This window comes from Paenibacillus lautus NBRC 15380 (assembly GCF_004000945.1).
Taxonomy (GTDB): Bacteria; Bacillota; Bacilli; order Paenibacillales; family Paenibacillaceae; genus Paenibacillus_AQ; species Paenibacillus_AQ lautus.
This window is the reverse complement of the sequence record NZ_BIMF01000018.1, coordinates 17,783-43,604: the sequence shown is the minus strand read 5'-3', so window position 1 is coordinate 43,604 and position 25,822 is coordinate 17,783. Positions and strand designations below refer to the sequence as shown.

Annotated in this window: 25 protein-coding genes and 1 riboswitch; of the genes, 5 read left to right on the top strand and 20 right to left on the bottom strand. The window is 51.5% G+C overall.

The features are described 5' to 3' along the window. Positions 1-267 precede the first annotated feature (267 nt). The 3 genes from PLA01S_RS24710 to PLA01S_RS24700 all read right to left on the bottom strand — a co-directional run bounded on the left by PLA01S_RS24710 (position 268) and on the right by PLA01S_RS24700 (position 5,373). The gene (locus PLA01S_RS24710; RefSeq protein WP_246059810.1) at positions 268-3,399 is read right to left on the bottom strand and encodes a hybrid sensor histidine kinase/response regulator; all 3,132 of its coding nucleotides are present in this window, start codon (positions 3,397-3,399) and stop codon (positions 268-270) included. Between the two features lie 152 nt (positions 3,400-3,551). After that, entirely contained in the window at positions 3,552-4,043 is a 492-nt protein-coding gene (locus tag PLA01S_RS24705; RefSeq protein ID WP_127594463.1) for a hypothetical protein, read from the bottom strand. 172 nt (positions 4,044-4,215) lie between these two features. Further along, on the bottom strand, positions 4,216-5,373 hold the full coding sequence (locus PLA01S_RS24700; RefSeq protein WP_127594462.1) for a response regulator: 1,158 nt from the start codon (positions 5,371-5,373) through the stop codon (positions 4,216-4,218). Positions 5,374-5,559: 186 nt separating this feature from the next. On the opposite strand from PLA01S_RS24700, the gene PLA01S_RS24695 reads away from it, so the two are divergent. Continuing rightward, the gene (locus tag PLA01S_RS24695; RefSeq protein ID WP_127594461.1) at positions 5,560-5,904 is read left to right on the top strand and encodes a hypothetical protein; all 345 of its coding nucleotides are present in this window, start codon (positions 5,560-5,562) and stop codon (positions 5,902-5,904) included. Between the two features lie 60 nt (positions 5,905-5,964). On the opposite strand, the gene PLA01S_RS24690 is transcribed toward PLA01S_RS24695, so the two are convergent. The 4 genes from PLA01S_RS24690 to PLA01S_RS33085 form a co-directional block, all read right to left on the bottom strand. Next, the gene (locus tag PLA01S_RS24690) at positions 5,965-6,441 is read right to left on the bottom strand and encodes a GNAT family N-acetyltransferase (RefSeq protein ID WP_127594460.1); all 477 of its coding nucleotides are present in this window, start codon (positions 6,439-6,441) and stop codon (positions 5,965-5,967) included. A 110-nt stretch (positions 6,442-6,551) separates the two neighbouring features. Next, positions 6,552-7,130 (bottom strand): GNAT family N-acetyltransferase, encoded by a 579-nt coding sequence (locus PLA01S_RS24685; RefSeq protein ID WP_127594459.1) that lies wholly within the window; start codon positions 7,128-7,130, stop codon positions 6,552-6,554. A gap of 214 nt (positions 7,131-7,344) precedes the next feature. Next, complete coding sequence (locus PLA01S_RS24680; RefSeq protein WP_127594458.1) at positions 7,345-7,845, bottom strand: GNAT family N-acetyltransferase; 501 nt, start codon at positions 7,843-7,845, stop codon at positions 7,345-7,347. Positions 7,846-7,936: 91 nt separating this feature from the next. Then, positions 7,937-8,104, bottom strand: coding sequence for a DUF2569 family protein (locus PLA01S_RS33085; RefSeq protein ID WP_127594457.1), 168 nt, complete (start codon positions 8,102-8,104; stop codon positions 7,937-7,939). A 249-nt stretch (positions 8,105-8,353) separates the two neighbouring features. Here PLA01S_RS33085 and PLA01S_RS24670 point away from each other — a divergent pair, with 249 nt between their 5' ends. Next, the gene (locus tag PLA01S_RS24670) at positions 8,354-9,442 is read left to right on the top strand and encodes a M24 family metallopeptidase (RefSeq protein ID WP_127594456.1); all 1,089 of its coding nucleotides are present in this window, start codon (positions 8,354-8,356) and stop codon (positions 9,440-9,442) included. A 126-nt stretch (positions 9,443-9,568) separates the two neighbouring features. Here PLA01S_RS24670 and PLA01S_RS24665 read toward each other — a convergent pair whose 3' ends face one another. The 11 genes from PLA01S_RS24665 to cobD all read right to left on the bottom strand — a co-directional run bounded on the left by PLA01S_RS24665 (position 9,569) and on the right by cobD (position 20,759). Further along, the gene (locus PLA01S_RS24665) at positions 9,569-10,963 is read right to left on the bottom strand and encodes an L-cystine transporter (protein WP_127594455.1); all 1,395 of its coding nucleotides are present in this window, start codon (positions 10,961-10,963) and stop codon (positions 9,569-9,571) included. 213 nt (positions 10,964-11,176) lie between these two features. Then, positions 11,177-11,998 carry an adenosylcobinamide-GDP ribazoletransferase gene (gene cobS / locus PLA01S_RS24660; protein ID WP_127594454.1) on the bottom strand — a complete coding sequence of 274 codons (822 nt, stop codon included), beginning with the start codon at positions 11,996-11,998 and terminating at the stop codon, positions 11,177-11,179. Further along, on the bottom strand, positions 11,995-12,573 hold the full coding sequence (gene cobU / locus PLA01S_RS24655; protein ID WP_127594453.1) for a bifunctional adenosylcobinamide kinase/adenosylcobinamide-phosphate guanylyltransferase: 579 nt from the start codon (positions 12,571-12,573) through the stop codon (positions 11,995-11,997). The genes cobS and cobU overlap by 4 nt, the downstream gene beginning before the upstream one ends. Continuing rightward, positions 12,570-13,640, bottom strand: coding sequence for a nicotinate-nucleotide--dimethylbenzimidazole phosphoribosyltransferase (gene cobT, locus PLA01S_RS24650; protein ID WP_127594452.1), 1,071 nt, complete (start codon positions 13,638-13,640; stop codon positions 12,570-12,572). Before cobT ends, cobU begins: the two co-directional genes overlap by 4 nt. A gap of 66 nt (positions 13,641-13,706) precedes the next feature. Next, complete coding sequence (locus PLA01S_RS24645) at positions 13,707-14,492, bottom strand: ABC transporter ATP-binding protein (RefSeq protein ID WP_127594451.1); 786 nt, start codon at positions 14,490-14,492, stop codon at positions 13,707-13,709. Further along, positions 14,489-15,535 carry a FecCD family ABC transporter permease gene (locus PLA01S_RS24640; RefSeq protein ID WP_127594450.1) on the bottom strand — a complete coding sequence of 349 codons (1,047 nt, stop codon included), beginning with the start codon at positions 15,533-15,535 and terminating at the stop codon, positions 14,489-14,491. The genes PLA01S_RS24645 and PLA01S_RS24640 overlap by 4 nt, the downstream gene beginning before the upstream one ends. Further along, positions 15,532-16,536: an ABC transporter substrate-binding protein gene (locus PLA01S_RS24635; protein ID WP_127594449.1), complete on the bottom strand. Its 1,005-nt coding sequence runs from the start codon at positions 16,534-16,536 to the stop codon at positions 15,532-15,534. Before PLA01S_RS24635 ends, PLA01S_RS24640 begins: the two co-directional genes overlap by 4 nt. Before the next feature lie 256 nt (positions 16,537-16,792). Continuing rightward, positions 16,793-16,995: riboswitch (cobalamin riboswitch) on the bottom strand. Positions 16,996-17,147: 152 nt separating this feature from the next. Next, positions 17,148-17,858 carry a histidine phosphatase family protein gene (locus PLA01S_RS24630; RefSeq protein ID WP_246059817.1) on the bottom strand — a complete coding sequence of 237 codons (711 nt, stop codon included), beginning with the start codon at positions 17,856-17,858 and terminating at the stop codon, positions 17,148-17,150. Beyond that, positions 17,855-18,832, bottom strand: coding sequence for an adenosylcobinamide-phosphate synthase CbiB (cbiB, locus tag PLA01S_RS24625; protein WP_127594447.1), 978 nt, complete (start codon positions 18,830-18,832; stop codon positions 17,855-17,857). The genes PLA01S_RS24630 and cbiB overlap by 4 nt, the downstream gene beginning before the upstream one ends. Next, positions 18,829-19,563, bottom strand: a complete 735-nt coding sequence (locus PLA01S_RS24620) for an adenosylcobinamide amidohydrolase (RefSeq protein ID WP_127594446.1) — start codon at positions 19,561-19,563, stop codon at positions 18,829-18,831. The genes cbiB and PLA01S_RS24620 overlap by 4 nt, the downstream gene beginning before the upstream one ends. A 68-nt stretch (positions 19,564-19,631) precedes the next feature. After that, on the bottom strand, positions 19,632-20,759 hold the full coding sequence (gene cobD, locus PLA01S_RS24615) for a threonine-phosphate decarboxylase CobD (protein ID WP_127594445.1): 1,128 nt from the start codon (positions 20,757-20,759) through the stop codon (positions 19,632-19,634). A gap of 174 nt (positions 20,760-20,933) precedes the next feature. Between cobD and lplA the strand changes: the two genes are divergently transcribed. Continuing rightward, the gene (gene lplA, locus PLA01S_RS24610) at positions 20,934-21,935 is read left to right on the top strand and encodes a lipoate--protein ligase (protein ID WP_127594444.1); all 1,002 of its coding nucleotides are present in this window, start codon (positions 20,934-20,936) and stop codon (positions 21,933-21,935) included. Positions 21,936-22,025: 90 nt separating this feature from the next. Here the strand turns inward: lplA and PLA01S_RS24605 are convergent, their stop codons facing one another. Continuing rightward, a complete protein-coding gene (locus PLA01S_RS24605) occupies positions 22,026-22,739 on the bottom strand; it encodes a metal-dependent hydrolase (protein WP_127594443.1) in 714 nt (237 codons plus the stop codon). 285 nt (positions 22,740-23,024) lie between these two features. Between PLA01S_RS24605 and PLA01S_RS24600 the strand changes: the two genes are divergently transcribed. Together PLA01S_RS24600 and PLA01S_RS24595 are read left to right on the top strand one after the other, a co-directional pair. Continuing rightward, a complete protein-coding gene (locus PLA01S_RS24600; protein WP_127594442.1) occupies positions 23,025-23,927 on the top strand; it encodes a DMT family transporter in 903 nt (300 codons plus the stop codon). 38 nt (positions 23,928-23,965) lie between these two features. Next, positions 23,966-24,772, top strand: a complete 807-nt coding sequence (locus PLA01S_RS24595; protein WP_127594441.1) for a Cof-type HAD-IIB family hydrolase — start codon at positions 23,966-23,968, stop codon at positions 24,770-24,772. Between the two features lie 131 nt (positions 24,773-24,903). Here the strand turns inward: PLA01S_RS24595 and PLA01S_RS24590 are convergent, their stop codons facing one another. Further along, entirely contained in the window at positions 24,904-25,665 is a 762-nt protein-coding gene (locus tag PLA01S_RS24590) for a TioE family transcriptional regulator (RefSeq protein ID WP_127594440.1), read from the bottom strand. Positions 25,666-25,822: the final 157 nt, after the last annotated feature.

Below are 25,822 nucleotides of genomic sequence, written 5' to 3'. Positions count from 1 at the left end.
AAAAGCGGCGAATAACGGATTAGGTGTCCGCAAAGCCTTGAATTTGGCACAGTTGTTGGAAAATAGCGAACCTCCTGTCCGCATACATCCGTGCATATTGCCCATCATCCCTGCATATCACCCGTCATCAGTACATATTGCCCATCAATTGTCCGACATTCATATTAATGAAACGGTATGTCATTTCCACCTCTCTACATCCTAACCCATACCTCAAGCATTCGTCCAAGATTCATAGACTATAGGTTTTATAGGCTTAGGCTTTCATTATGCCATCTTCCTGATGACAAACGACACCGTGGTTCCTCTGTCCCTTGTGCTGTCGATCATGAGCCCTTGCCCATAGACTTGCTTCAAACGCCGATCCGTGTTCATAAGGCCGACTCCCTTGCCGGTACGCTGTCCGCTTCCCAGCATCAAGCGGAGCTTCTCGGGATCCATCCCGGCACCATCATCCGCAATGATGACCTTGGCGGCGGATTCAGCTTCACTTACAATGCGGATGGTTACGGTGCCTCCCTGGGTCCGCGCCAATACCCCGTGAACGACCGCATTTTCCACAATCGTCTGCATGGTCAAAGGGGGAAGCTTCCACTGCTGAACAGCGACTTCCTCGGAAATATGCCAACGGACACGCAGCCGTTCCCCAAACCGCTCCCCCTCGATATACAGGTATGAGCGAACCAAGCCAAGCTCCTGCTCTAACGGGATAAAACGTTCCAAATTGCTGATATCATAGCTGGCTCTCAGATAGTGGCTGAATTCTCCAATCAGCGCAATCATCCGGGAAGGATCTATCTCACTAAGAGAAGCGATCGAATTTAAGGTATTGTGTAGAAAATGCGGCTGGATTTGAGCCTGGAGCCAAGCCGCTTCCATATGCAGCCGTTCTTTAATGGAGCGCTTCAGCTCCAGCAGTGCGCGTACCCTTGTTTTTAATTCAAGATGATCCACCGGTTTTATTAAATAATCGTTAGCTCCGGAAATGAAGCCCATATGGATATCCTCAGGCCGGTTTCTTGCAGTTAGCAGCAGAATCGGAAGCTCCGATATCATATACCTCTGCCGAATCGTCCTGGACAATTCATATCCTGACATCTGGGGCATCATCACATCAGATATGATGAGATCCCATTCTCCCTGCTCCAATAATTGAAGGGCTTCCTCAGCCCGGGTAACGGTCACGATCTGATACCCTTCGTCTTCAAGCAAATGATGGATAACTTTTAAGTTAACCGGATCGTCGTCTACGATGAGCAGCCTGCCATCGGTTTGACGAGAAAGCTTCTTAGCCTCGGATTCGGCATCATCCTGATTATCTGACATGTTAGATAGCCTCTCCTTCTCTTTCTCTGAATTTGAAGCCGAGGAGCCCGCAATAAACTCCTGTTTATCCGTATTCTCCTGCCTCATCATATCGTCCACTTTCAGCGTGAACGTAAAGGAACTCCCCTGTCCCGGAGCCGATGACACCGAGAGTTCTCCTCCATGCAGCTCAACCAGCTGCTTGCAGATGCTCAGTCCAAGCCCCAACCCGCCTCCAGCCGCGGCAAAGCTGGAGTCTCCCTGCTCGTAGGGGAGGAATATCCGTCTTAATGTCTCTTCGTCCATCCCCATCCCCGTATCGAGAACGTGGACGCAGGCCCTTCCATCAACAACATCGGCAGCCACCGCGATCCGGCCTGACTCCGTATATTTGATTGCGTTGTGAATCAGATTGAATACGATCTGAACCAAGCGGCTTTCATCTGCCCATACCTTGGGAAAGTCATCCGCGATCTCACATACGAGCGCGATTCGCTTGCCCTCCGCCATCGGACGGAGCATGTCCAGCACGCCTTGAGCAGCCGAACCGAGATGGACGCTCTCCATATTCAGCCGAATCCGCTTGTCCTTCAATAACGAGACATCCAGCAAGTCATCCAACAGCAGCGACATCCGCCTGCCAATGCCGGTAATCAGCTCCAGATGGTCGCGATCCTCTTGCCGAAGCAAACTCCCTTTGCGTTCCAGCAGCGTTTGCGCCATGTTAATCATGCCGTGCAGCGGATTTCGCAGTTCATGGGACGTATTTGCCAGAAATTCATCCTTCATCTTGTCTGCGTGCTGGAGCTGTTCGGCCTGCTCTTTCAACACGACGGTGTTTCGGGCAAACCGGATAAACCAAAAGGAAGCAAATCCGAGAAACGCAACGATCAGGTCAATCGAGTAATAAGGCAGTTCCTTAAAATACCGGAATCTTAATATTCCGCTCACGATAATGTTGCAGGAAACGGCAACCGCCGACAGCAAGATGAATATGGCCGCTTCCGTCCGCTCGCTGACCGCCTTCCTGGCCATCGAAGGCAGGAACAGTACGGAGCTTATTAATACTAACGATAAATAAGTAGAGAGATGCACCATCAGATGAAAGGGAAGCAGCAAATAGGCGACGGCATACGAAACCACAAAGCTTGTATAGGCCCGGTAAAATCCCTCTTTAATTTTCGGTCGGAGCAGATGCTTGGTACACAGAATTAAACATAATGATATAGCCACATAAGCAACAACCTTAAGCTTTACTGACCATTCGAAACGGATAGCCGGCTGCCAAACGAGCAGGAGCTTATCGTCGTCAACCAGCGTAGCCAGCAGCGTAAACAGGATAAGAGCCGCAAAATAAAACAGGCCTTTGTTCCGATAGCCGATTAGATACAGAATGAAGACATACATGACATGAAGAAATAGCACAATGCACACCAGCAGCTGCATGTTCTCCGAGAATGCTTTCCCCTTCATCACCGCTGCAGCTGTCCCGAATTTGATCGGCAGCTTGATCCCACCTGAATCGGCATATTGATAATTGCTCACTTCCAGGATGATATCCAGCTCTTCATCGGCAGCCGGAGGGATGAGTTCGACATGGGGGACGATTCTTGCCACATGGGTCTCCGACATATCGGACGGATGTCCGGATTCGTACAATAACTCGCCATTGACATACAAACGATAGGCTGTACGGATATCGGTAATCCAGAGGCCGTAAGCTACGCTACGTTCCGGTACGAGCAGCTTGAGACGATAGGTTCCGAAGCCGATTTGGGTCCCGTTTTCGTTTACGCCTTCCCATGGACCGGGAACCTGTATCCAGTGCGGATCGGCGACAGGCTGCCGCTCCCCTTGAGTTAATCTATCCGGGCCCATCCACTGATTCGGATAAAAGGCCCATTCCCCGTTCAGCGCGACCGTATTGCGTGAATCCGCCTGCCAATCCCGAAGATCCAGCACGCCTTGCTGAAACCGAACTTCCTCAGGGATCATGATGATTTTAAAATACGCCAACCGCACGGAAAGTAAGATGACAATAAACAGAAAAGTAATCCCCAGCAGCCTTCTGCCGGAGATCGGTTTCGATTTCAAGTTGGAATAGGTCGACAATAATAACAGTCCCTTATTACATATTGTAAAAAATCAACAACACTACATAACTGTCCATTATTTTACATCGTTACGGAGCTGTTGTCTGTTCCTTTTCCATAAAGTCCAATAAATAAACGGGCGGGGTCAGGCCCCTATACAAACGATAAGGTCTTGCCCGGGCGCTGCAGCGGCTGGTGCGGACATAATTCCGCAGCGGATACATACTTCACCGTATAGTAAGAGTAGAATCTTTTTCTCCCGGATGCTTCATAGATCCACGAAAAAAAGTCGAAAATTGAATCATCCACCCATTTTCCGTTGTACTCGATTAACGACCGCAAATAGGGAATTTGGAGTTTTACTCCCCCGTCCCACATGAAGATAAATGTGTTAACCTCGGCATTTTTTTGCAACAAAAAATGAACGGTACGGTCATCCAGCAAGTACTTTTCCTGACCGCACAGAAATACCGGACCCTCATCAGTAGCAACGATGCCAATCCGTTTGCCGTTGAAGTGAACATAGAAACCTCTGCAATGCTGGAGGTCCTTCTCCGCTTCAAGCTCGATCTCCCGAAACGTTCCAAGCTCCAAACCCATGGCCTTATACAGCGAAGATTCCTTAAATTTCCGAATGAATTTCATAACCGAATCATGTACCTCCCGATTGTTATGGTTCACTCCACAGTATAGGAGACCGTCCTCTACAATTTCTGAACAACACCGGGAGGACCACAGATTCGGGCAGCAATATACAAAAAATCACCGGTCGAAACGACCGGTGATTTCATATCGTATGCGTGCTTGGCTATTTGATCTATTTCATATTGGTGACTTGGATTCCATTGCTCCATTCGTCGTACCATTTCACAATGTAAGGACTGGGCTCCTCGCCCATCTCATCTTCAAACACCTGACACAGAAGACTGAATTGACGGTGCACCTGGGCTGGGTTATCCTGCAACGCATATATTTTCATCAATGAGAAATAAGCCTTCTCCTCCAGGGAGTGCTGCCTCTGGATCGAGAAGTAGCATAATATGGCTTCATCGATGCGTTCCTGATCCACATACCATTCCGCCATGGACAAAGAAACGCTAAGCCACAACTCCTTCAGCCTTTGACGCTCTCCTTCTGCCCACCAATAGTCATATTCCTGCAGGTAGTCTCCCGTGTACAACTTCATCATTTCAATATGTCCTTCAATGGATTCGGCCGACACGGAGGGATTTGACATGAACCAGTTCTCCCACTCCTCAATGTCCAGCTGCACGCCTTCGATATTCAGCACATAGCCTTCCGTCGTGTTGGTAATTTGGAATCGGGTATCATAAGGCTCCAGTGTTTTTCGGATATGATAAATGGCCGTGTACAGCTGGGGATAGGCTTTATCCATATCAAACTCCGGCCATAACATGTCGATCAATGCCGACTTTCGTACAAGCTGTCCTCTATGCTGAAGCAAATAGATGAATATCTCCTGAGCCCGGGTAGTCCGCCAATGAAGCAGAGCGAATTGCCCCTGCTCATTCGGCTGCTCGATCATAACCTGGCGAAACATCGCCATCCGAATGTTACGATTAGGCTCCATGATCTCTTCCGGCCTGGACGCTATGCGGCTTCGCAAACGCTCCATCGTTTTGGCGACTCGATCCATCTGGACAGGTTTAACAATATAGTCTACAGCATTCAATTCAAATGCGGTGACTGCATATTCGTGATACCCCGTCACAAACACAATACAGAGATGAGGCTTCTGCTCAAGCAGCTGCTCTGCCAGCTCAATGCCGTTCAATTCCGGCAAGCTGATATCCAAAAACACGATGTCGACGTCCCTTGCAAGAATTTCGTTTCGTCCTTCATAGGGATTCGTATATGTACCGATTACATCTATAGACATGGTATCCAATTTTAACAGCTGACGTTCTAAATACTTCAAGGCCAACGGTTCGTCATCTACGAGAATTACCTTCATTCATATTACTCCTTGGATTGGAAAAATACGGTCACATTTAACTATATTGATTCCTTCGCATTGTTGCAACAAGCGAAAGCATGTTTATAACAATATACTCGTTATTTTCCCTCTTGAAAAACTCACAATTCCAAGTATAATACTTGGTATAAAGATGATTAGCAGTTTGCTAAGGGGGCTTTCAACTTGGATCAATGCGATAAAGAACCGACATCTCTGACCCTCGATGATTATCTGGATCTTCTCGGTTTGGCTATTCGCTTAGAAGATCGGAAGTGGCAAGCAGACATTATTCGTACACTTCATCACATGCAGGAACCGCAGGGCGAGAACCAAGTGAAGTCGGAGGAATGCACGGAACAAGAGCTGTGGCAATGCGTGAACCAAATCAATGACCGCATGTTTGCCCTGTACAATGAACTGAAAGCAACAGATGATAAAGATAAACAGCGGAAGCTGCTGGACCAGATGTGGGAACTTAAAATAGCCCGGGTTGAGGTTTTCCGCAAAATACGCTCGATATATCAATAACAAACAAAGACGATAACTCCTTCCGGAGTATCGTCTTTGTTTGTTATTGATGAACCTTCGTTATGATAAATCCAAATAATAATACGCAAATTCTTCATCCTGCACATACCCTGCGGATTCATATAAATGCTGAGCAGGCACGTTATGAAGCTGCGTGGACAGGGTCAGCCCCTTGGCTCCGGTCTGAAGGGCGTGCGCTTGGGCTTGATGGAGCAGTTTCCTTCCGACACCAAGCCCGCGATATTCGGAATCCACGTACAGATCATTCAAGATCCACAACCTGGACATCGATAGCGATGAGAAGGATGGATATAACTGAAGAAAACCAGTCGTAACCAGGGTTCCCCCGCTATTGCAATCCGCTAAATAAATAACGGAATCACCTTGGTTCAACCTCTCCCTGATAAATAGCTCGGTCCCATTCAAATCATCTTCCCGCTTATAGAATTGACGATACTGATTAAACATGGCGGCTGCCTTGTCCAGATCCTTCCGTTCCGCTTGATATATATGAATCTCTGCTTTCAAATCACGCACATCCTTTACATCCTACGTTTCCCCAAGTGTACTGGATGTCGGTCAGGATTTGGAATGCAGAAAACCACGAATGGTTTGCACGCAACTTCATGGTTCAGGTAGCCAGGATGCTATTGCCCTTGATGGTAAAGCGCCCTATACTCCTCCTCCAGCATGCTCATCAGAATGGAGTCATGGTAACGATGTTGGTAGTACAAAGCGTCTCGCTGAACCCCTTCGCGCTTGAAGCCCACCTTCTCATAAGCCTTGATGGCACGCTCGTTATAATCAAACACCTGCAGCTCGATCCGGTGAAGATTAAGAATTCCGTAGGCGTATTCCAACAAAAGCCTGATGGCTTCCGGTCCGTACCCCTTGCCGAGATGCTCACCCTTATCAAGGGCGATTCGCATGTTGGCGTTCCGGTTAACGTAATCGATATCCTGCAGCGCGATGTCGCCAATCATCTGATCGTTATCCGATAAAGCGATCAGCAGCAGGATGGTGTCATGATTACCGGATTTCTCCTCGATATACCGACGCACCCCTTCCAGCGTAAAAGCCTGCTTCGTCCCGGTCAGCCGCCGCATTTCCGGATTAAACAGCATTTGATAATACCCTTCGGTTTCCTCTTCTCCAAAGGGACGCAAGTAGATCCGCTCGCCTTCCAGAAACCGTACCGGCTTCATATTGGTTATGTTTGTGTTCATATCGAATATAACCTCCCGTTTCCTCTGGAACTTAAAGTCCCTTATACTATATCAAGAAATTAAACATATCCCAATATGCAGCGCGAATGCTTCCTGTCAATGTCGTAACACCATGAAAAAGCTGTCCTCTCATTTACCGGAGGGACAGCTTTTTTATAGGTAAATCTGCATGCTTTAAGGCACAGCATAAATCAATCCATTAACGAATCAACACTTAAACGGCACGACCTACAATGACCAAATCCCGCTTGATGCCGTCAAGCTCCGCAACCCCGGGGAGAAGTCCCCATTGTTCAAAGCCGAACTTCTTCAAGAGCTTGAGGCTTGGTTCATTATGACCGAATACAAATCCGACCAGATTACTGACGCGAAGGCGCGGACTCTCCTCGATTGCCTTCTGAATCAATATGCTGCCGGCACCAATGCCGCGATATTTCTCGTTTACGTATATACTGATCTCAGCTGTGCCGTTATAGGCAGGACGACCATAAAAGGATTGAAAGCTCATCCATGCAACCATCCCGTCATCGGACCGCATAACCCACAGCGGACGAAAATCGTTGCTGTGCTCTTCAAACCAGCGTATACGGCTCTCCACCGTGACCGGCTCCAGATCGGCGGTTACTTTTCTGCCTGAGATCGTCGAATTGTAAATGTCCACAATGGCCGGCAAATCCTCTTTGACGGCATAATCGATACGATATTGAAACGTCACGATGTCCTACCTCCGAATAGATGCGTAATCTTTTTGTACGAGATCTATTGTACAAGAGGCAGCGAAAAAACGCTTCTATTTTTTCAAGGCGTTAATTTACGAAGGTGTTTCGCACACGTTTGGAGCGAATGAAACACGGGATCCAGATACTGGCGTATAATAACGACCGGATCAATTCACTTATGAATTTCCCGGTATCCCCCTGAGCCATAATTTCAATTTGGCTAACAGCAGCATAGTCCACGATGCTTACCAGCAAACTAAATGAAAGGCTTTATGAGATATTTGGGTGTATAGCCTTGCGGCGAAGCGTTATTGTTCTCCTGAACTTGATTCGGATCCATTCGAGTGTAATTCCCTCCATATATTATGTAATTTTTTTACTCCAAAACATTATATAGGAAGATTAAGCTCATAATAAAGGAAAACTTTACTTACGCGATTGAACGCGATACCCTAGCATTAATGGTGTGATAACCGTCTTCGGATTAAGAAAGGAATGAACAGGATGAATGAACGATTGCAAAGTTTGCTACAATCCATGAATACACAGGGCTGGGATCATGTCCTGGTAACTGACCCCAAGCATGTTTACTATTTGACCGGATTTGCGAGTGATCCCCATGAACGCTTTTTGGGCCTGCTCCTCTCCTCTGCGAATGATCCGGTGCTGATCGTACCGGCGTTGGATGCAGACGCAGCCGAGGCGGCTTCAACGGTTAAGCATATTGTCACGCATCAGGATACCGATAATCCGTATCTCTTGCTGAAACATCAGTTTCAAGGCGCAGCCGGTACGCTGGCGCTAGAGAAGGATCAGCTTACCGTCTCCCGTTATGAGCAGCTGCAGCAGCATGTGAACGCGAACCGGATCGAGGATGTTGGCGCTGTGCTCCGAGATCTCCGAATCCGAAAATCGGCCGATGAAGTGAAGATCATCAAGCATGCAGTAAGACTGGTTGAGGATGTTCTGACACAAGGCCTCGCCCAGATAAAAATCGGCGTCAGCGAGATTGAGGTTGTGGCAGAGCTGGAGTACTTAATGAAAAAATTGGGTGCGGATGCTCCATCCTTCGCCACCATGGTATTATCCGGCCCCAACACCGCCTTGCCTCATGGTGTTCCTGGTACGCGCCGGATTGAAGCAGGGGATCTGCTCATGTTCGATTTGGGTGTGTATGCGGGTGGTTATGCGTCGGATATTACCCGTACCTTTGCGGTAGGCGAGCTGAAGCCCGAAGCCGTCAACATCTATGAGACGGTTCTCGCAGCGAACCTGGCCGGCATTCAGGCTGTAAAGCCCGGCGTAACCTATGGATCGATTGACCAAGCGGCTCGCAAAGTGATTGACGACGCAGGATACGGGCAAGCTTTTGTACATCGCTTGGGGCACGGGCTTGGCATGGATGTCCACGAATATCCATCCATCCACGGGTTGAACCAGGACATTTTGCAGCCGGGGGCGGTATTCACGATCGAGCCCGGCATTTATCTGCAAGGCGTAGGCGGCGTGCGGATCGAGGACGATGTGATCGTAACCAAGGATGGCGTCGAGGTGTTGACCTCTTTCCCGAAAGAACTGACCATCCTCGGATAATGCAATTTTCAGCATACGAAAAAAGCCCGAATTCCCGTTTCACATACGGTATTCGGGCTTTCTCTATGTACTAGAAGAGCCATCCTCCGGCAAAAAAATGCCTTCAAGATGGCTCCCACGGATATGTTATGCCTGAACCATATCCAGTTCAATGTTGTCGTCGTTGTACACGTCTTTATCCACTTCATTCATGACTTTCCCGGTAATCACGCCGGCTGTCATGGAGTCATTCACGTTCAGTGCCGTCCGTCCCATATCGATCAGCGGCTCGACGGAAATTAACAGGCCCGCCAAGGCAACCGGCAGGTTCATCGTGGAGAGCACGATGAGCGATGCGAAGGTAGCTCCGCCTCCGACACCCGCCACACCGAAGGAACTGATCATAACGACCACGATCAGGGTAAGGATGAACGACCACGAGGTTGGGTCCACGCCGGCTGTCGGCGCAATCATGACGGCCAGCATGGCAGGATAAATGCCCGCGCAGCCGTTTTGCCCAATCGTGGCGCCAAACGATGCCGAGAGGTTCGCGATGCCTTCCGAGACGCCCAGCTTTTTGTTCTGGGTCTGCACGTTAAGCGGGATCGTGGCCGCGCTGGAACGCGACGTAAAGGCAAAAGTCAGCGTCGGGAACACCTTCTTGACGTATTTGAACGGGTTGAACCCGAATATCGCCAGCAGCACCAGATGGATAATGAACATGGCGATCAAAGCCACGTACGAAGCAAGGACGAAATCGATCAGATTCATGATCACCGCAAGATCGGTCGTGGCGATCGTTTTGGCCATGAGTGCCAGAATTCCGTAAGGCGTCAGACGAAGCACCAGCGTCACGATGCGCATAACCACGCCGTAGACCGCAGAGATCATGTTGCGGAACGTTTCCGCCTGCTCCTTGTTTTTTCGGTCCAACCCGAGAACGGCGATCCCGATGAAGGCCGAGAAAATGACGACCGCAATCGTCGAAGTTCTTCGTGCCCCCGTCATGTCGGCAAACGGATTGCTCGGAATGAAATCCAGGATCTGCTGGGGCAGCGTACGGCCCTCAACATCCCCGAGCCGCTCTTGCAGCAGGGCACCCTGCTGCTCCTCCGCAGCACCGCCCTGGATATTCACCGCGGACAAATCGAAGGCCAGCGCGGTCGTAATCCCGACAGCAGCGGCTACGGCTGTCGTCAGAAGCAGCACCGTAATGATAAGCCCGCTCATTTTGCCCAGATTCTTTCCGCCCTTCAGCTTCATGATGGCCGATATGATCGACACCATGATCAGCGGAATGACCATCATTTGCAGAAGTCTAACGTAACCGTATCCTATCAGATTAAACCAATCGGTGGATTTCACCACCACATCGGAGGTCGAAGTATAGATGAGCTGCAGTGCCACTCCGAACAACACACCCAATCCAAGTCCGGCAAACACGCGTTTGGTAAACGAGTAATGCTTTCTCTGCATCCAGTACAAAATACCGACCAGCAGAATCAGAACAAGGACATTGATGATAACCCAAAGCGTTTCCATCCTAATGATTCCTCCCATTCTTTAAATAAGGATAAATGTGCTCCATCCTCATGTCATAAGTGCGCTAGTATGTATTCATATCCATTACAGCCCACTCTAAACATATCATTACCCGATTGAGAAAATTCCTGTCAAAAATCGTTATATTCCCATCGATGCGGATTATGTCGACTATGTTGATCGGATTACCACTGATATCACTCTACTATCATATCATGTAAACTTCAAAAGGAGAACCACAAATATTAACACAACCGTCTCAATCAGTTCATTGAGCGCTCCATACGTATCCCCCGTCAGTCCTCCAAGTCTTCGGCTCATCCGTTCAGCCGTTAAACTTCCAACTGCCCAGGCTATGAATGGGATCACAAGGATTCCTCCGATTTCAATCATCCCCAGATTAGTCTCGCCTGCCGTGATCCATAGGAAACCTACAATAACTAGCGTTATCAGAGCAGCCATTACGCCCGCCAGCGATCTCCTGCCGGCGGTCAATCCATGAAATAGAGCGGCAAGACCCTCGCTTCCCCGTGCCATCGGCCAGCGATACATCGCATGGACCATAAACCAGCGACTCCAAACCGGAGCGAGCACCAGCAGCCATGCCTCTTGTTTCCATGCCCCGGCTGACAAATCCCACATAGACATGATCAAGGAAGCTTTCAGAAGGAGCAGCAGCATACACGCCATGACGCCCATCGCACCTACACGGCTATCCTTCATGATTTCAAGCATCCGTTCGCGCGACCGATGGCTGAGCAGCGCATCTGCGCTGTCCATCCAGCCATCGAGATGAAGCCCTCCGGTCAGCGCTACCCATACAACCAGCAGGATGACGGCAGCAGGAAAGGAAGGCAGCATAAAGCTTACGCCCAGTCCCATTCCGGCAACGATAATACCAATAACCGCCCCCACCAATGGATAAAAAATGACGCTCCGTTGTTGCACTTCCGGCGTAAAAGGAATTTCCCTCCGCACCGGCAGCCTCGATAGAAATTGAAAAGCGGCCGCAGCCGCTTCGATCATCTTGCTCATATGCGATACTCCCTGCTCTTGATTTCCATCGGAATTCCCGCAGTTACCAAAAACACTTCATCACATACCTGAGCCAGCCTCTGATTCATAATCCCTGCCCAGTCGCGATATATTCGGCCTAGCGGGTATTCCGGAACAATCCCCGACCCCACTTCATTTGTTACCAGAATGACCATTCCCGGATAACCCTGCACCGCTCTTGCCAATCTGCCGATTTGAAGTCCCAGCCTTTCTTCCATTGCGGCACTTCCTTCAGGCTCGGCTTGCAGCAGCACGTTCGTAAGCCACAGCGTCAGGCAGTCCACTACCACCGCAGGGGCATCAGGTTGCGATTGGCCCAGCGTATCCAGCAGTTCCGGCAGGGCGACAGGCTCCTCGACCGTCTCCCAACCGTAGGCGGAATCATGCCGACGGTCTTGATGAATTCGGATCCGTTCCCTCATCTCATCGTCATAGGCTTGCGCAGTCGCCACGTACATTCCGGACTCCGAGCGCTTCATGCACAGCTTCTCCGCGAATGAGCTCTTCCCGCTTCTGGCCCCACCCGTTACCAACACGCTTCCACGATGGCTCATACGGCCCCTCCGCTGATTCCGGCACTCTCAAACGTCGCCATCTCATTCATGATCCGGCACGCCCCCTCGACCAGATGCAGGCACAGTACTCCGCCTGTACCCTCGCCAAGACGCATGTCCATTTGCAGCATCGGATGCAGCCCCAGCTCTTTCAACAGAAGAACATGCGCCTGTTCATGCGAAACATGAGAGGCAATCATATAGGAGAGGGCATCCGGACAGATGCATTTGGCAACCAGCGCCGCCGCACTGGATATGAAGCCGTCAATGATAACGGGACAACCATGGGCAGCCGCACCCAGAATCAGACCAGCCAACCCGCCGATTTCATAACCTCCAACCTTGGCGAGCACGTCGAGGGGATCATCGGCATGAGGTCTATTAACTTGTATAGCCTGTTCCACAACTCGAATCTTATGTAGCAGCCGTTCATCGGTTACGCCGGTTCCCCTTCCCACGACTTCAGACGGCTGTTTGCCGGACAGAACGGAGAAGATCGCCGCACTCGGTGTCGTGTTCCCAATGCCCATCTCCCCGGTCACGAACATTTGCGTTCCTTGCGATACCAACTCGGCTGCTACCTCAGCACCGGTTACAATGGACTGCAGCGCCGCTTCCTTTGTCATCGCGGGCCCTTTGGCCATATTGGCGGTTCCTCTGCCAACATTCCGCGACATCAGCTTCTCATGGTTCAGCTCGATCGCAACACCGATGTCCACACAATGCACGTCTGCCCCCGCCTGACGGGCCAGCACATTCACAGCCGCCCCTCCATTCAGGAAGTTCATGACCATCTGGGGCGTTACCTCAGCCGGAAATGCGCTGACTCCTTCTTCACAGACTCCATGATCACCAGCCATGACAACGACGGATTTTTGGGTGAACGACGGCTTCATATTCCTTGTGATCCCCGCTAATTGGATCGCTAGCGACTCCAGCTTGCCCAGACTGCCCGGAGGCTTCGTCAGCGTATCCAAATAAGCGGCTGTTTCGTTCTGCACCTCCACACTCAGCGGTTTAATGTTAGCCATGAAACGATTTAAACGATTCACGATTGTATCCGTCAATGAAACGACCTCCTCATATCTTGTTCCTAAATCTTACATCCCCAGCGGAACATGCGGCAACATCGGTCAGGACCACGTGCTATTCGCCGTTAACAGCACCTGCGGAGCACCATTCTCGGGATGGGCGACAATCGAGGGCTCCACTCGGAAGATTTGGCGTATATACGCCGCTGTCAAAACTTCCTCCGGCTTGCCAACCCCCGCGATCTTTCCCTGATCAAGCACCAGCAGTTTATCGCAAAATTGAGCCGCCAGATTCAGATCATGCAGTACGCTGATCACCGTAATTCCGGACGAGTTCCGCCACTCCGCCACCATATCCATGAATTGTAGCTGATAGCGGATATCCAGATAGGTCGTCGGTTCATCCAGCATCAGCAGCGAAGGCTCCTGGACCATTACCTTGCCAAGTGCTACACGCTGGCGTTGACCGCCGCTTAACTCGGTAAGCCGCCGTTCCTCCAGACCATGCAGATCCAGCTTTCGGATAATGGCCTCAATGAGCGGTGCTGCATCCTTATCTTCACGGCCAAGCCAGTTCAGGAATGGGAATCTTCCCATCTCCAGCACTTCCCGGACGGTAAAATCGGTAGGATCAAGCCCTTCCTGCTGAAGCACCGCCACGATCCGGGCCAGTGCCTTTCGATTATAGTGTCCAAGCGCCTTCCCCCGAAGCGTCACGCTTCCTTTCGTAGGACTCTCCACACCGGATAACACCTGCATGAGGGTAGACTTACCGCTTCCGTTCGGACCGATAATTCCCCACCATTCCCCTTCGGCAATATGAAGGTCCACGCCTTCAAGAATCGGCACCTTGCCATAGGCTTTGCCAAGTCCTTGAGCTGTAATCATGATAAACCCTCCCTGCGCCGTTTTTTGTTCCGGTATAGCAAATACGCAAAGAATGGAGCGCCTATGAATGCCGTAACCACACCGAGCGGTATTTCCGTTGGTGCTAGCACGGACCGTGCCGCCGTATCGCACCAGACCATGAATATCGCGCCGCCCAGAGCCGACAGTGGAACAATGACGCGATAATCGGAGCCGGTGATCAGCCGGATCATATGCGGTACCACAAGTCCCACGAATCCAATCACGCCGGAGACCGACACGGCTGCGGCGGCAAGCAGGGTAGCCACGATGAGCACGGTGGTCTTCAGCCGATCCACATTCAAGCCCATATGGGCGGCCTGCCGTTCCCCCAGCGACAAAATATTAAGCGCCCGCGACCTGCTCCATAAGTATATAAAACCTGCGATAAAATACAGGAAAAGGATGGCCGTATACGACCATCCACGCATGCTCAGGCTCCCCATCGTCCAGTACAGGATCTGGTTTACCGTATCTTTGGACATGACCGTCAAAAAGGAAACGACGGCGCCCAGAAACGACTGCATCACCACACCGGACAGAATGAGCCCGTGGATCGGCAGTTTTCCTTGATCCCTTGCCAACAGCAGAACGGCCCATAGGGTGCCTGCTCCGGTCATAAACGCTACCAGCGGCAGCGTGTAACCTCCGGCAAAGGAGTATTCCATCCCGAAAAAAATCAGGGATGCTGCGCCAAGCGCAGCACCCGAGGATACACCGAGCGTAAACGGATCCGCCAGCGGATTTCGCAATACCCCTTGAAAGGCGGCTCCGGCGACGGCCAGGGAGGCTCCTACGAGCATCCCCAGCAATATGCGCGGCAATCTCACCTTCATTAAGATTTGCTCGGATGAAGCTTCCCAGCCCGGAACGATGGAATCGCCGATTCCCGGCAGCCGGTGCAGCAGCATCGCCCCAATCTCTCTCACAGGCAGGTGCACGGAGCCGATTCCGAGACTGACAACCAAGGTTAACAGTAATAGGAGTATGCCGGCCGCACCGAATCCTGCAAGTTTTTTACTCATGGATTCATCAGTTCCGGATAAACGGCCTTCGCCACTTCAATCAACCCTTGCGTCACACGGGGACCCGGACGGCTCAGCAGGTTCGCATCCACGGAAATGACCTGATCATTCTTGATGGCATCGATCTGATCCCAGCCGCCGCGCTCCTTAATCAGCTGATCCAATGTTTTCTTGGTTGCTTCATCTACCACATCGTCCGTGTACAAAATGACATCGGGGTTCGCAGCGATAATATTTTCCTCGCTGATTTCGAACCAGCCTTCCGCATCGCCGGCTGCGTTGACGCCGCCAGCTAAGGTGATGATCTCATCCATAAACTCGCCCTTGCCGACAGTCCATCCCGGAGAGAATTCTACGTACACTTTCTTCTTGTCTTCATCCTTCACGGCTTTCACGGCTTCCGTAACGGTAGCCAATTCCTGCTTCATCTGATCCACGACCGCTTTCGCCTCCGCTTGACGGTCGGTAATTTGCCCGATCAGTTCGATGTTCTCCATCACGGCATCAATGGTTTTCGGATCATTGACGAACAGGGTAACGCCAAGCTCACGCAATTTCTCGGCATTCTGGGCATTCATCGAAGCCGCAAATACCACATCGGCATCGGCTGCAATAATAGCCTCTTCATTCACTTGAAACCCGCCCAATTTAGGCTTGGATTTGGCCGCTTCCGGATAATCGTCATTATCGGACACGCCAACGATTTCCTCATCCAGGCCCAAGGCGAACAATTTTTCCGTCTCGGACGGTGTCAGGGATGCAACTTTGGCCGGTGCTTTCTCAAACGTCATTTCAACCCCGGTTGAATCCTTAACGGTCAGCGGATACGTCGTTTTAAGCTCTTCGCCTGAATCCGCCGGCGCTTCGTTATTCTGCTCTTCCTGCTGTGCAGGCGGCGTTGTATCCTTCGGCGCCGCTTCTTCCCCTCCACAGCCAATCAAGGCCAGGGCCATCAGTAAGGCTACCAGAAGTACGGACCATGTTTTGTTCAATGCTTTCATCTCTTGAAATCCCCCTATACATAATTGAGAACCTGGCGCTGCAAGTCTACATTCCTTCAACTGATCCTTACCGGGAGAAAAACATCAATCGTCATACTCCAAAAGAAGCAAAAATCCCTGACTCCTCGTAAACAAGGACTCAGGGATTACGTTTTAACATAAGGACATCTGGATAACCGTTCACAGATAGCGCCTTAAACTTCCGCCCATACATGCTGCATGGGGCCGGCAAACGTAATCCTCTCCTCGAAGGACCGTCATTCATTCGCCGAGGGCAGGTCTCCTGACTTGCAGGCTGTAACGACTTCTCCGCCTTCCCAAGCGCTATGGCTCAGTGGCATATGGAGAAGTCCCTGCTTCACAGTGGCGGGACCGTGCCGGACTTGCACCGGCTTCCCTATTAACCCGGCAGAAAGACAATAACGCCTTCTGTCCGGGACCCTCGCAAATAATATGAATTTATGTATGATAGGCCAAGCATGGTTTCTCTGCCCAAGATTATAGGCGATAAACCCTCCTCTTACAACCGAAAGTTTCGGTCGTTTCAAATGCGTTATGATACGGATTTATCCCGTTATCGCCCATTCCGCACCGATATCATACGATTTCATTTATTCGCTTACCCGTACGCCTTGCCAGCGTTCTCCATCCCATGTCAATTGCAGCTTGAGCTCCTCGCCCGGCGATACCTGCGTCTCCCAGAATTCCGTATGCGGAAGGGTGGCTGCGGCGATCTGCCGGATAACGCCCCCATGGGTGACCACAAGCACATCAAGCCCCGCTCTCTGTGTTCCAAGGCCGTAACCAGCAGGCTCTGCCTGCACAAGGGTATCCGGATCTTCCTCCACATGCAACAGTTCCTTTAAATCCAAATACAATCCGGTCAAAAATGCCTGAACCCGGGAACGGAACGCTTCCCAGCTCTCCCCATTCGGCGGCGTAACTTCTGCAGGGTTATCAATCCAGCGCCGATAGGAGGTATCCGACTTCAAATCCTCGTAGGTGTCCCCTTCCCAATCTCCGAAATCAAGCTCGCGCAGGCGCGGATCATACTCGACACCCGGTATAAACCTGCCCAAAACTTCATCATCAGGAATAGCAGCCATTGTTGAATCCGATAGGATAACATTCAGCGTCTGCCTGCATCGAAGGAGATCACTGCAATAGATCCTGGCGAACTGCCTGGTAAAAAACCTTTCCCGCAGCGGGAGGAGCTGCTGTCTGCCTTCCATCAGAATCCCTTGATCCTCGTGACCGAGATAACGGCGCTCCTCGTTCCACAGCGTGCGGCCATGACGGACCAGATGCAGGGTAAACCTCATATCCACAGCCTTCCTCCTGATGAGGCAACAAGTCCGAGCACCACGGTACCCAGTAACGTAAACAAAACCGATACGCCCAGCAGCAAACGGTTGGTCACCCGGATATCCTCCGCTTCAAGCGGGCGATCAGCGTCCCCCATGTAAGCCCGGAACGAGATGATACCTTGATAGGAATTCTCGCCTCCCAGACGAATGCCCAGAGCACCGGCAACGGCCGATTCCGGGAAGCCGCTGTTCGGACTGGGGTGCTTTCGCGCATCTCTTCTGACCATCTTGATCGCTTTTTTCCATTGCAGCGAAAACATCGCAGCTACCATGGTCAACAGTCCTGCGGTCAGGCGTGCCGGTATCCAATTGGCCATATCGTCCAGCCTTGCGGATGCCCAGCCGATATGCTGGTATTTCTCGTTTTTATAACCGACCATGGAGTCGAGCGTGTTTACGGCCCGATAGGCCATCGCCAGCGGCGCTCCCCCGATCAGGGCAAAAAACAGCGGAGCGATGACCGCATCCACGATATTCTCCGCAACCGTCTCCACCGTTCCCCGCACAATCTCCGGCTCATCCAGATGGCCGGTGTCTCTCCCGACAACCATGCTGAGCGCGCGCCTGGCCTCCGCGATATGGCCGGAGCGAAGATGGCCGTAGACCTCCAATCCTGCTTCACGCAGCCCCTTGATGGCAATCGTAGTCGCAATAAGCACGATCTCCACCCCCCACGCAAGCCAAGGATGAATCGCTGCACACAACAACAGCAGCAGCCAGGCCAGCACGAAGGAGCCGCCGACCACGATCACCGGCAGCAGAATGCCCGCCCGCTTCAGGCTCTGAGCGGAAGTCGCCCGATGGCGAATCCAGCCTTCAACCCGGCGGATGGCTTTCCCCATGCCAATGACGGGATGCGGCAGCCATCTCGGATCTCCGATCAGCAGGTCCAGTACAACCGCCGCCCAAATGACCCACACAACGGTCATATCCGGTCCTCTCTTTCGGAGACAATGCTTTCCGTAACACTCTCGTAGACAAGGCGGCCGATCATGCCGCCCAGATCGGTTGCGGTTCCGGCATAATGGTGATTTACGCCATAGGCTGTATTGCCGCTGACCCCAAGGACCATGGCGTCCGTTGTCGTCCCGGTCGCGACGGCTCCGGTTTCATGATCCTTCACGCCCAGGTCATGCAGCGCGGCGGCCTTCGCTTCCGTCGCGGTCAACACGGCATTCAGCATGCATGCCGGCGTCATCATCCCGTCGATCAGCAGCATAATATTAATCGTGCCCGGCTGGTAAGCCGCAAAGGTCGTCCGGCTCGACCCGGCGCGGGCTGCATTGCCCACGCCGGCGGTGGTGCAGCAAAGGATGGAAGCTTGTTCACTCCGCTCTTCCCGGATGGAGGCATATTTCAGTTTTACCGCCGTCATCAATCCAGCTGTGGATTCAGCCGGATAACCGTGAGCACCCATAAAGCTAAACATATCGTTCACGGGGTCGCTGCAATCATAATGCCGGTCCACATAACGGTTCACGATATAATCCAAACGTACGAATCCGCCGCCATATATGGCGCTGCTAATAGACGCAGCCGACTCCGGGAGCGATATGCGGATATGCGGCTGTTCCTGCTCCGATTCGAGGGACACCACCGCTCCTTGCCACGCATTCGAACGATATAAGTGATTCTTGCCTTTCAGAAAAGGTACGGCCATGTTTCTCTCTCCCTGCTCTCTATGATCTAAATCCGCCTGATCCCAAACTCCATTTGCCGCTTGATACCCTAGGTTGCTTCTTCTTCAGAAGAAATCCCAAAAACCTCCGCCATAATGGCAAGCAGCCTGTCGTTATCTTCGACATGTTTAACGGCCAGCCGGATATGACGCTCACCGAGGCCCGGGTACATGGCGCAGCTGCGGACAAGCACGCCGCGTCTCCCCATCTCCGACTGAAACATCTCGGCATTCCATGGTCGTGGAAGCTCCATGAGTAGAAAATTGGCCTCCCCCGGCGTAACGTCAAGCCCCAGCGTTCGTACACCCCGTATGAGCTTCTCGCGTTCTGCGCGAATCAAATGAAGCGTATTCTGCTCGTAGTCCCTGCCGCTGCCAAGACATGCCTCTCCTGCAAGCAGCGCCAGTCCATTGACGCTCCATGTCACCTGCTTGCCGACCATCTTGCGTATCACATCGGGATGCGCGGCCGTATACCCGAGCCGCAAACCCGGAATCGCATAAAACTTGGTCATCGATCGGACAATCACGGTTCGAGGATAGTCATGAAGCTCTGGCATCAGGGTCTGTCTGTCTTCAAGCGGAATAAAGTCAATAAAGGCTTCATCCAGCACCAGCCAGGTCCCTTCTTGCTCTGCGCATGCCGCTATTTCACGGATGTCCTCAAGGCTGTACTGAACCCCGTTCGGATTGTTGGGCTGTCCCAAAAACACGAGATCCGTGCGAGCCAACAGCTCCATCACATCCGCCTTGTCTGCACGCCAGTCCCGCTCCGGATGTCCGCACACGGAGCGGATGTCCGAGCCAAATTTTAAGGACAACTCCCGGTATTCGGAAAAACACGGGTCAACCACGCCCACAGTCCTTGGCGTAAGGCCCATCAACAACAGCGCCATACACTCGGCCGCCCCGTTGCCGACTAAGATTCGCCGGGGATCGGTGCCTAACTCCGTTGCGAGCAGCTCCTTAAACTTGCGATGTCCCGGATCCGGATAACGAATGACCGCACTCATTCCCTCTTGTAAGGCCGTAATTACCCCTTGCGGCGGTCCGAGCGGGTTAATATTGGCGCTGTAATCCAGGAAAGCCGAGGCTTGCCTTCCGAATGCGGCAGCCGCCGTCTCCACGTCCCCTCCGTGGCCGTACACCTCGATCAAGGGTTGTTTTTTGTCGTTCATAAGGGCTCCTCCTGTTCCATGCCCTGGCTCTTGCAAGCCCTGCCGTTATGTAATGCCATCATTATGTCGCTACCGTCCCTGACTCGTCAACATGGAATGCTTTGTCTCTGTCTTAAAATTGGTTTACAATAGTCTGGAAGCACCACATTTTGAATTGTGACGACGGAGGATACTATGCTATTTATCGATAATCAGGGGATCCATGATCCATCCATTAACCTAGCGATTGAAGAATATGCCTTGAAGCACTTGTCCATGGACGAGAGCTACCTTCTCTTTTATATCAACAAGCCTTCCATAATTATCGGAAAGCATCAGAATACGATCGAAGAGATCAACCAGGAATACGTTCGTGACAACAACATTCAGGTTGTACGCCGGTTGTCCGGGGGCGGGGCTGTGTACCATGATCTCGGCAACCTGAATTTCAGCTTCATTACGAAGGATGACGGACAGTCCTTCCACAACTTCCTGAAGTTCACGCAGCCGGTCATCAACTTCCTGCAAAAGATGGGCGTACCCGCCGAGCTCAGCGGCCGGAATGACCTGCAGGTCGGCGAGAAGAAAATTTCGGGGAACGCGCAGTTCTCGACGCGGGGACGCATGTTCAGCCACGGCACGCTCATGTTTGACCTGAACCTGGATGATGTACAAGCCTCGCTGAATGCCAATCCGGAAAAATTCAAATCCAAGAGCACCAAATCCGTCCGCAGCCGCGTGGCGAACATTAAGGAGCTGCTTGGTACGGATATGACGATTGAACAGTTCCGCGCGGAGCTGCTTCGCTCGATTTTCGGTATGGAGCCTGATCAAGTACCCCAATATGTCCTTCAAGAGAAGGACTGGGAGATCATCAACCAGATTTCGAAGGAACGCTACCAGAATTGGGATTGGAACTATGGACTATCCCCTGAAAGCAATGTGAAGCATGCCAAGAAGTTCCCGGTGGGCATTATCGATATCCGTATGGACATCCGTGAAGGGCATATCGGAGAGATCAAGATTTACGGCGACTTCTTCGGCGTCGGCGATGTGGCGGATATTGAAAACCTGCTGCGCGGCAAACGGTATGAAGAAACTGCGGTGCGCACGGCCCTATCCGGCATCAACGTCAAGCATTACTTCGGCAACCTGGAGTTCGACGATCTGATCGGCCTCATCTTTCTTGAGGAATAGATCCGGCTGAAATCTAAATAAGCCTCCCGCCCCGTGTGCAATTTGCATAAGGGTGGGAGGCTCTTTCATTTCAAACAGGAATACCTCGGATCAAGAGGAGGCCATAAACACATACCAAACAAGGACCAGCGTCAACACAATGCATGCATTCTCTACCGTGCGTCCCCATTTGCTTCCGGTGCTCATGATTTTCAGTTTAATTCTCCATTTGAACGGAGGAAGCGGACGGATTCCGCGGTTGGTCAGTGCATCTGCGAGCAAATGAATCGAGTAGGATAAACCTCCGGCAAACCACAGACTTTCCCCGCCGATCTTGCCCTGCGATGCAAAATACAGCAGACCCGTCCATCCGGCAGCGGCATAGACGGTATGGGTTAACCCCCGGTGGGTCACCAAGGAGCCTGCAATGAGCACGCTGCCTGTGATCGTGTTCCATGGGCTGAAGCCCTGCCCGAAGGATATCAGTCCGAGACCGATCAGGAACATGACAATATGGCGCAGGGTCCGGCTTGGCAGGTACGAAACAACCCCGATCAGCCCGGCCAGGGCGATGTTCCATGGGGCATACTCCTTGCCGTAGAAGACAACGAAGATGGCTGCGCCAATCATCGCCAGCTGAAGGATTCGCAGCAGCCCGGAAGGAATGGCTTTGCGAACCAGCAGAGAGTTGGGCTCGTCGATGTCGGGAAGCAGTGCGCTAACCAAAGCCACTGCGGCAGCCGGCAATGTGACAGGCACTCCGCTCATGCCCATGACGGATAACGTGACCCCTGTGCTAATAATCAAATGAGCTCTGCCCATCATGATGACAATCTTCCTTTCTAAGCTCAATGCTGACTATGGGATCGATGGATCGTTGCCGGTCTTCACGTCCGATAGCCCAGGGTTATGAGAATATACGTTCGGTTCAATAGTATAGCAAAATCATCCTCTTTTTGTCTACCCCTTCCACTTGGGTTAGGCTTAAAAATGGTTGTCCGATTCTCTGATATGGGATACAATTTGATCACTTGCCCAAGGTTACGACCGGGACGAATGCACGGGAATCTCATCAGGAGTTTCACATCTTCAAGAAAGGATGACTACCGAGTGAATCGCTCACGAATTGCCGATCTCAGCCTGCTTCTGGTGGCTATGATGTGGGGATCTACGTTCCTCATCGTTCAGCATGCGGTCCGCGTGCTCCCGCCGATGGCTTTCAATTCCGTCCGCTTTTTGGGAGCGGCCCTGCTCCTTGTATTGATCATCACCCTCTTTTACCGAAGTCAGTGGAAGCTAATATCCGGCAAAATGCTGCTGCATGCTTGCCTGCTGGGTCTTTTTTTATTTATAGGATACGCCTTTCAAACCGCGGGCCTTCTGTACACAACCACGTCCAATACAGGCTTTATTACCGGCTTGTCCGTGGTGCTGGTCCCTTTCATATCCTATGCCCTGTTAAAGCACTCCATCTCCAGATTCACCTGGATCAGTGCCTTGCTTGCGGCAGCGGGTCTGTATCTGCTTACCTTCGCCGGTTCCGGCATGAGCTTGAATAAGGGGGATTTGCTGGTATTCGTCTGCGCCATCGGTTTTGCGCTCCATATTGGTTATACGGGCGTTTATGCCGGTCGATATCCCTCTTTGCTGCTGGCGGCGCTCCAGATGGCTGTCGTGGGGGTATTTAGCTTAGCGGCATCTGCACTAACCGAACATGTCGGCAATGTAACCGACCTGATGGACAAGCTAACCCAACCGAACGTGCTGTGGGCACTGGTTGTATCCATCGGACCCACCAGCGCATTCGCCTTCTGGATCCAAACCGTTTGTCAAAAATATACGACGCCGTCCAGGGTGGCCATCATCTATGCAACGGAGCCGGTATTCGCCGCGCTGACCGGAATCCTGTTTGCGGGAGAGCGGCTTACGCTCACCGGCGGCATCGGTTGTCTATGTATTTTGGCAGGAATGATGATTGCGGAATTGAAGTCTGCGCCACAGAAGGTACAATAGAGTTAAAGACAGAGACAGAATCCAAAGGAGAGATACCCATGACAACTTACAAATTGATGGCGATCGACATTGACGACACCCTGATCAACGACGATAAGGAAGTAACCCCCGGCGTCCAGCAGGCGCTTGAGCAAGCCGTAGCCCACGGTGTCGTTGTGACACTGGCAACCGGACGAGCCTATGCGTCGGCTCAGGCAATTGCCCGTCAAACCGGACTTAATGTTCCTATTATCACCTACCAAGGTGCCTTAATTAAAAATCTGCTCGACGAAAAGGTTCTCTACGAACGCTTCGTTCCCGTCGACGCTGCCGTGAAGCTGTATGAATACTGCGTAGAGCATAATCTCCATCTGCAAACCTACATCGATGACAAGCTGTATGCCCGCGAAGAGAACCAGAAGCTAATCGATTACTGCGCCCTAAACCGGACGCCGTATTATATCGAGCCTGATTTTATGAAGATGGTTCAGAAACCGACCCCGAAAATGCTCATTATTGACGATCCCGACTATCTGGATGAACTGATCCCTGTATTCCGCGAGCTGCTGGGCGATGAAGTGCATATTACCAAATCCAAGCCTCATTTTCTTGAATTCATGCATAAGGAAGGCACGAAAGGACATGCGCTCACCTTCCTAGCCGATCATTTTGGCTGCGATCTCAAGGAAACCATCGCTGTCGGCGACTCCTGGAACGATCACGAAATGCTGGAGGCCGCCGGACTTGGCGTCGCTATGGGCAATTCGATTGAGCCGCTTAAGGCGATTGCCGATTACGTAACGCTTGGGAATAACGAAGACGGCGTGAAACATGTCATTGATAAATTCGTGCTTAACCAAGGTTAATATCCGGGACAAATAGATATACGCAAATAAGCCTCCATGATATCCATGGGGGCTTATTCATGTCTATAAATTGAGTCCATGTGTTCGTTAACAAGTAAATGGGCAGCGCAAAGCCGCCCTCGGCCTATCCATTATTCCCGATCCGGGTTAAATGTTAGAATCGGCTTCAGAAGTGCCGTATCGTCGAACTCCAGCAGGCCTACCTCCATGCACAGCTCCATCAATTTATGGATGCCGTTAAATTGCTGCAGATTCCGTTGATGAATGACGGATAACGCTTCGCGAACCATTTTTTGGGCCTGCTCAATGCTTTGATGCTCCACGGCCTGAATAATCTCCTTGATGCTTTCCAAGTAATACACGGTGCGCCTTAGCGAGCGAATCAGCAAAATCTGTCTGACTTGCGACGGGGTGTACAGCCGATATCCATTCTCGGGGTTTCGATCCGGGGTGATCAATCCTTCCTTCTCCCAATGACGGATGGCGGACGACTCCACGTTGGTCAGTTCGGCGACTTCTCCGATCGTCATATGGGCTTTGAGCTTTTTGTCCTTGATGATGTTAAGCTCCGGATTCTCAAGCAGGGCAAGCGTTTCGTCTGCAATGGTCTTCTCCTGCTGCAATTTGACCTGTTCCCCATTCACGATCCAGAGGGCTTCATCCATCTCCCTCTTCTGAATGTGTCGAATCACATCATAAGTAACCGCATAACCGAACCCGGGAAACATGGCGCGGAGACAACGGAAGTAGGCCAGATGCATCTTCGTGTATAGACGGTATCCCTTCTCGTTCCGGTCAGGAGGAGGTACCACTCCCCAAGATTCATAATGCCTTAAAGCACTCGTGCTGATTTGCAGCTCTTTGGCGATATCTTTCGGCTTGTAGTAATGCACGCCGGTTCCCTCCCCAATCACGATTGAGAACCTACTTTACCAGAATCGCAAGCCATTGGCAAACCTTAAATTAAAACATTAAAGTGCTTTGAGAAGGTCTACGGGATAACATCCTCGACTTGGTTGAATTTGCTACAAGGCATCTTCTCACTTGCAT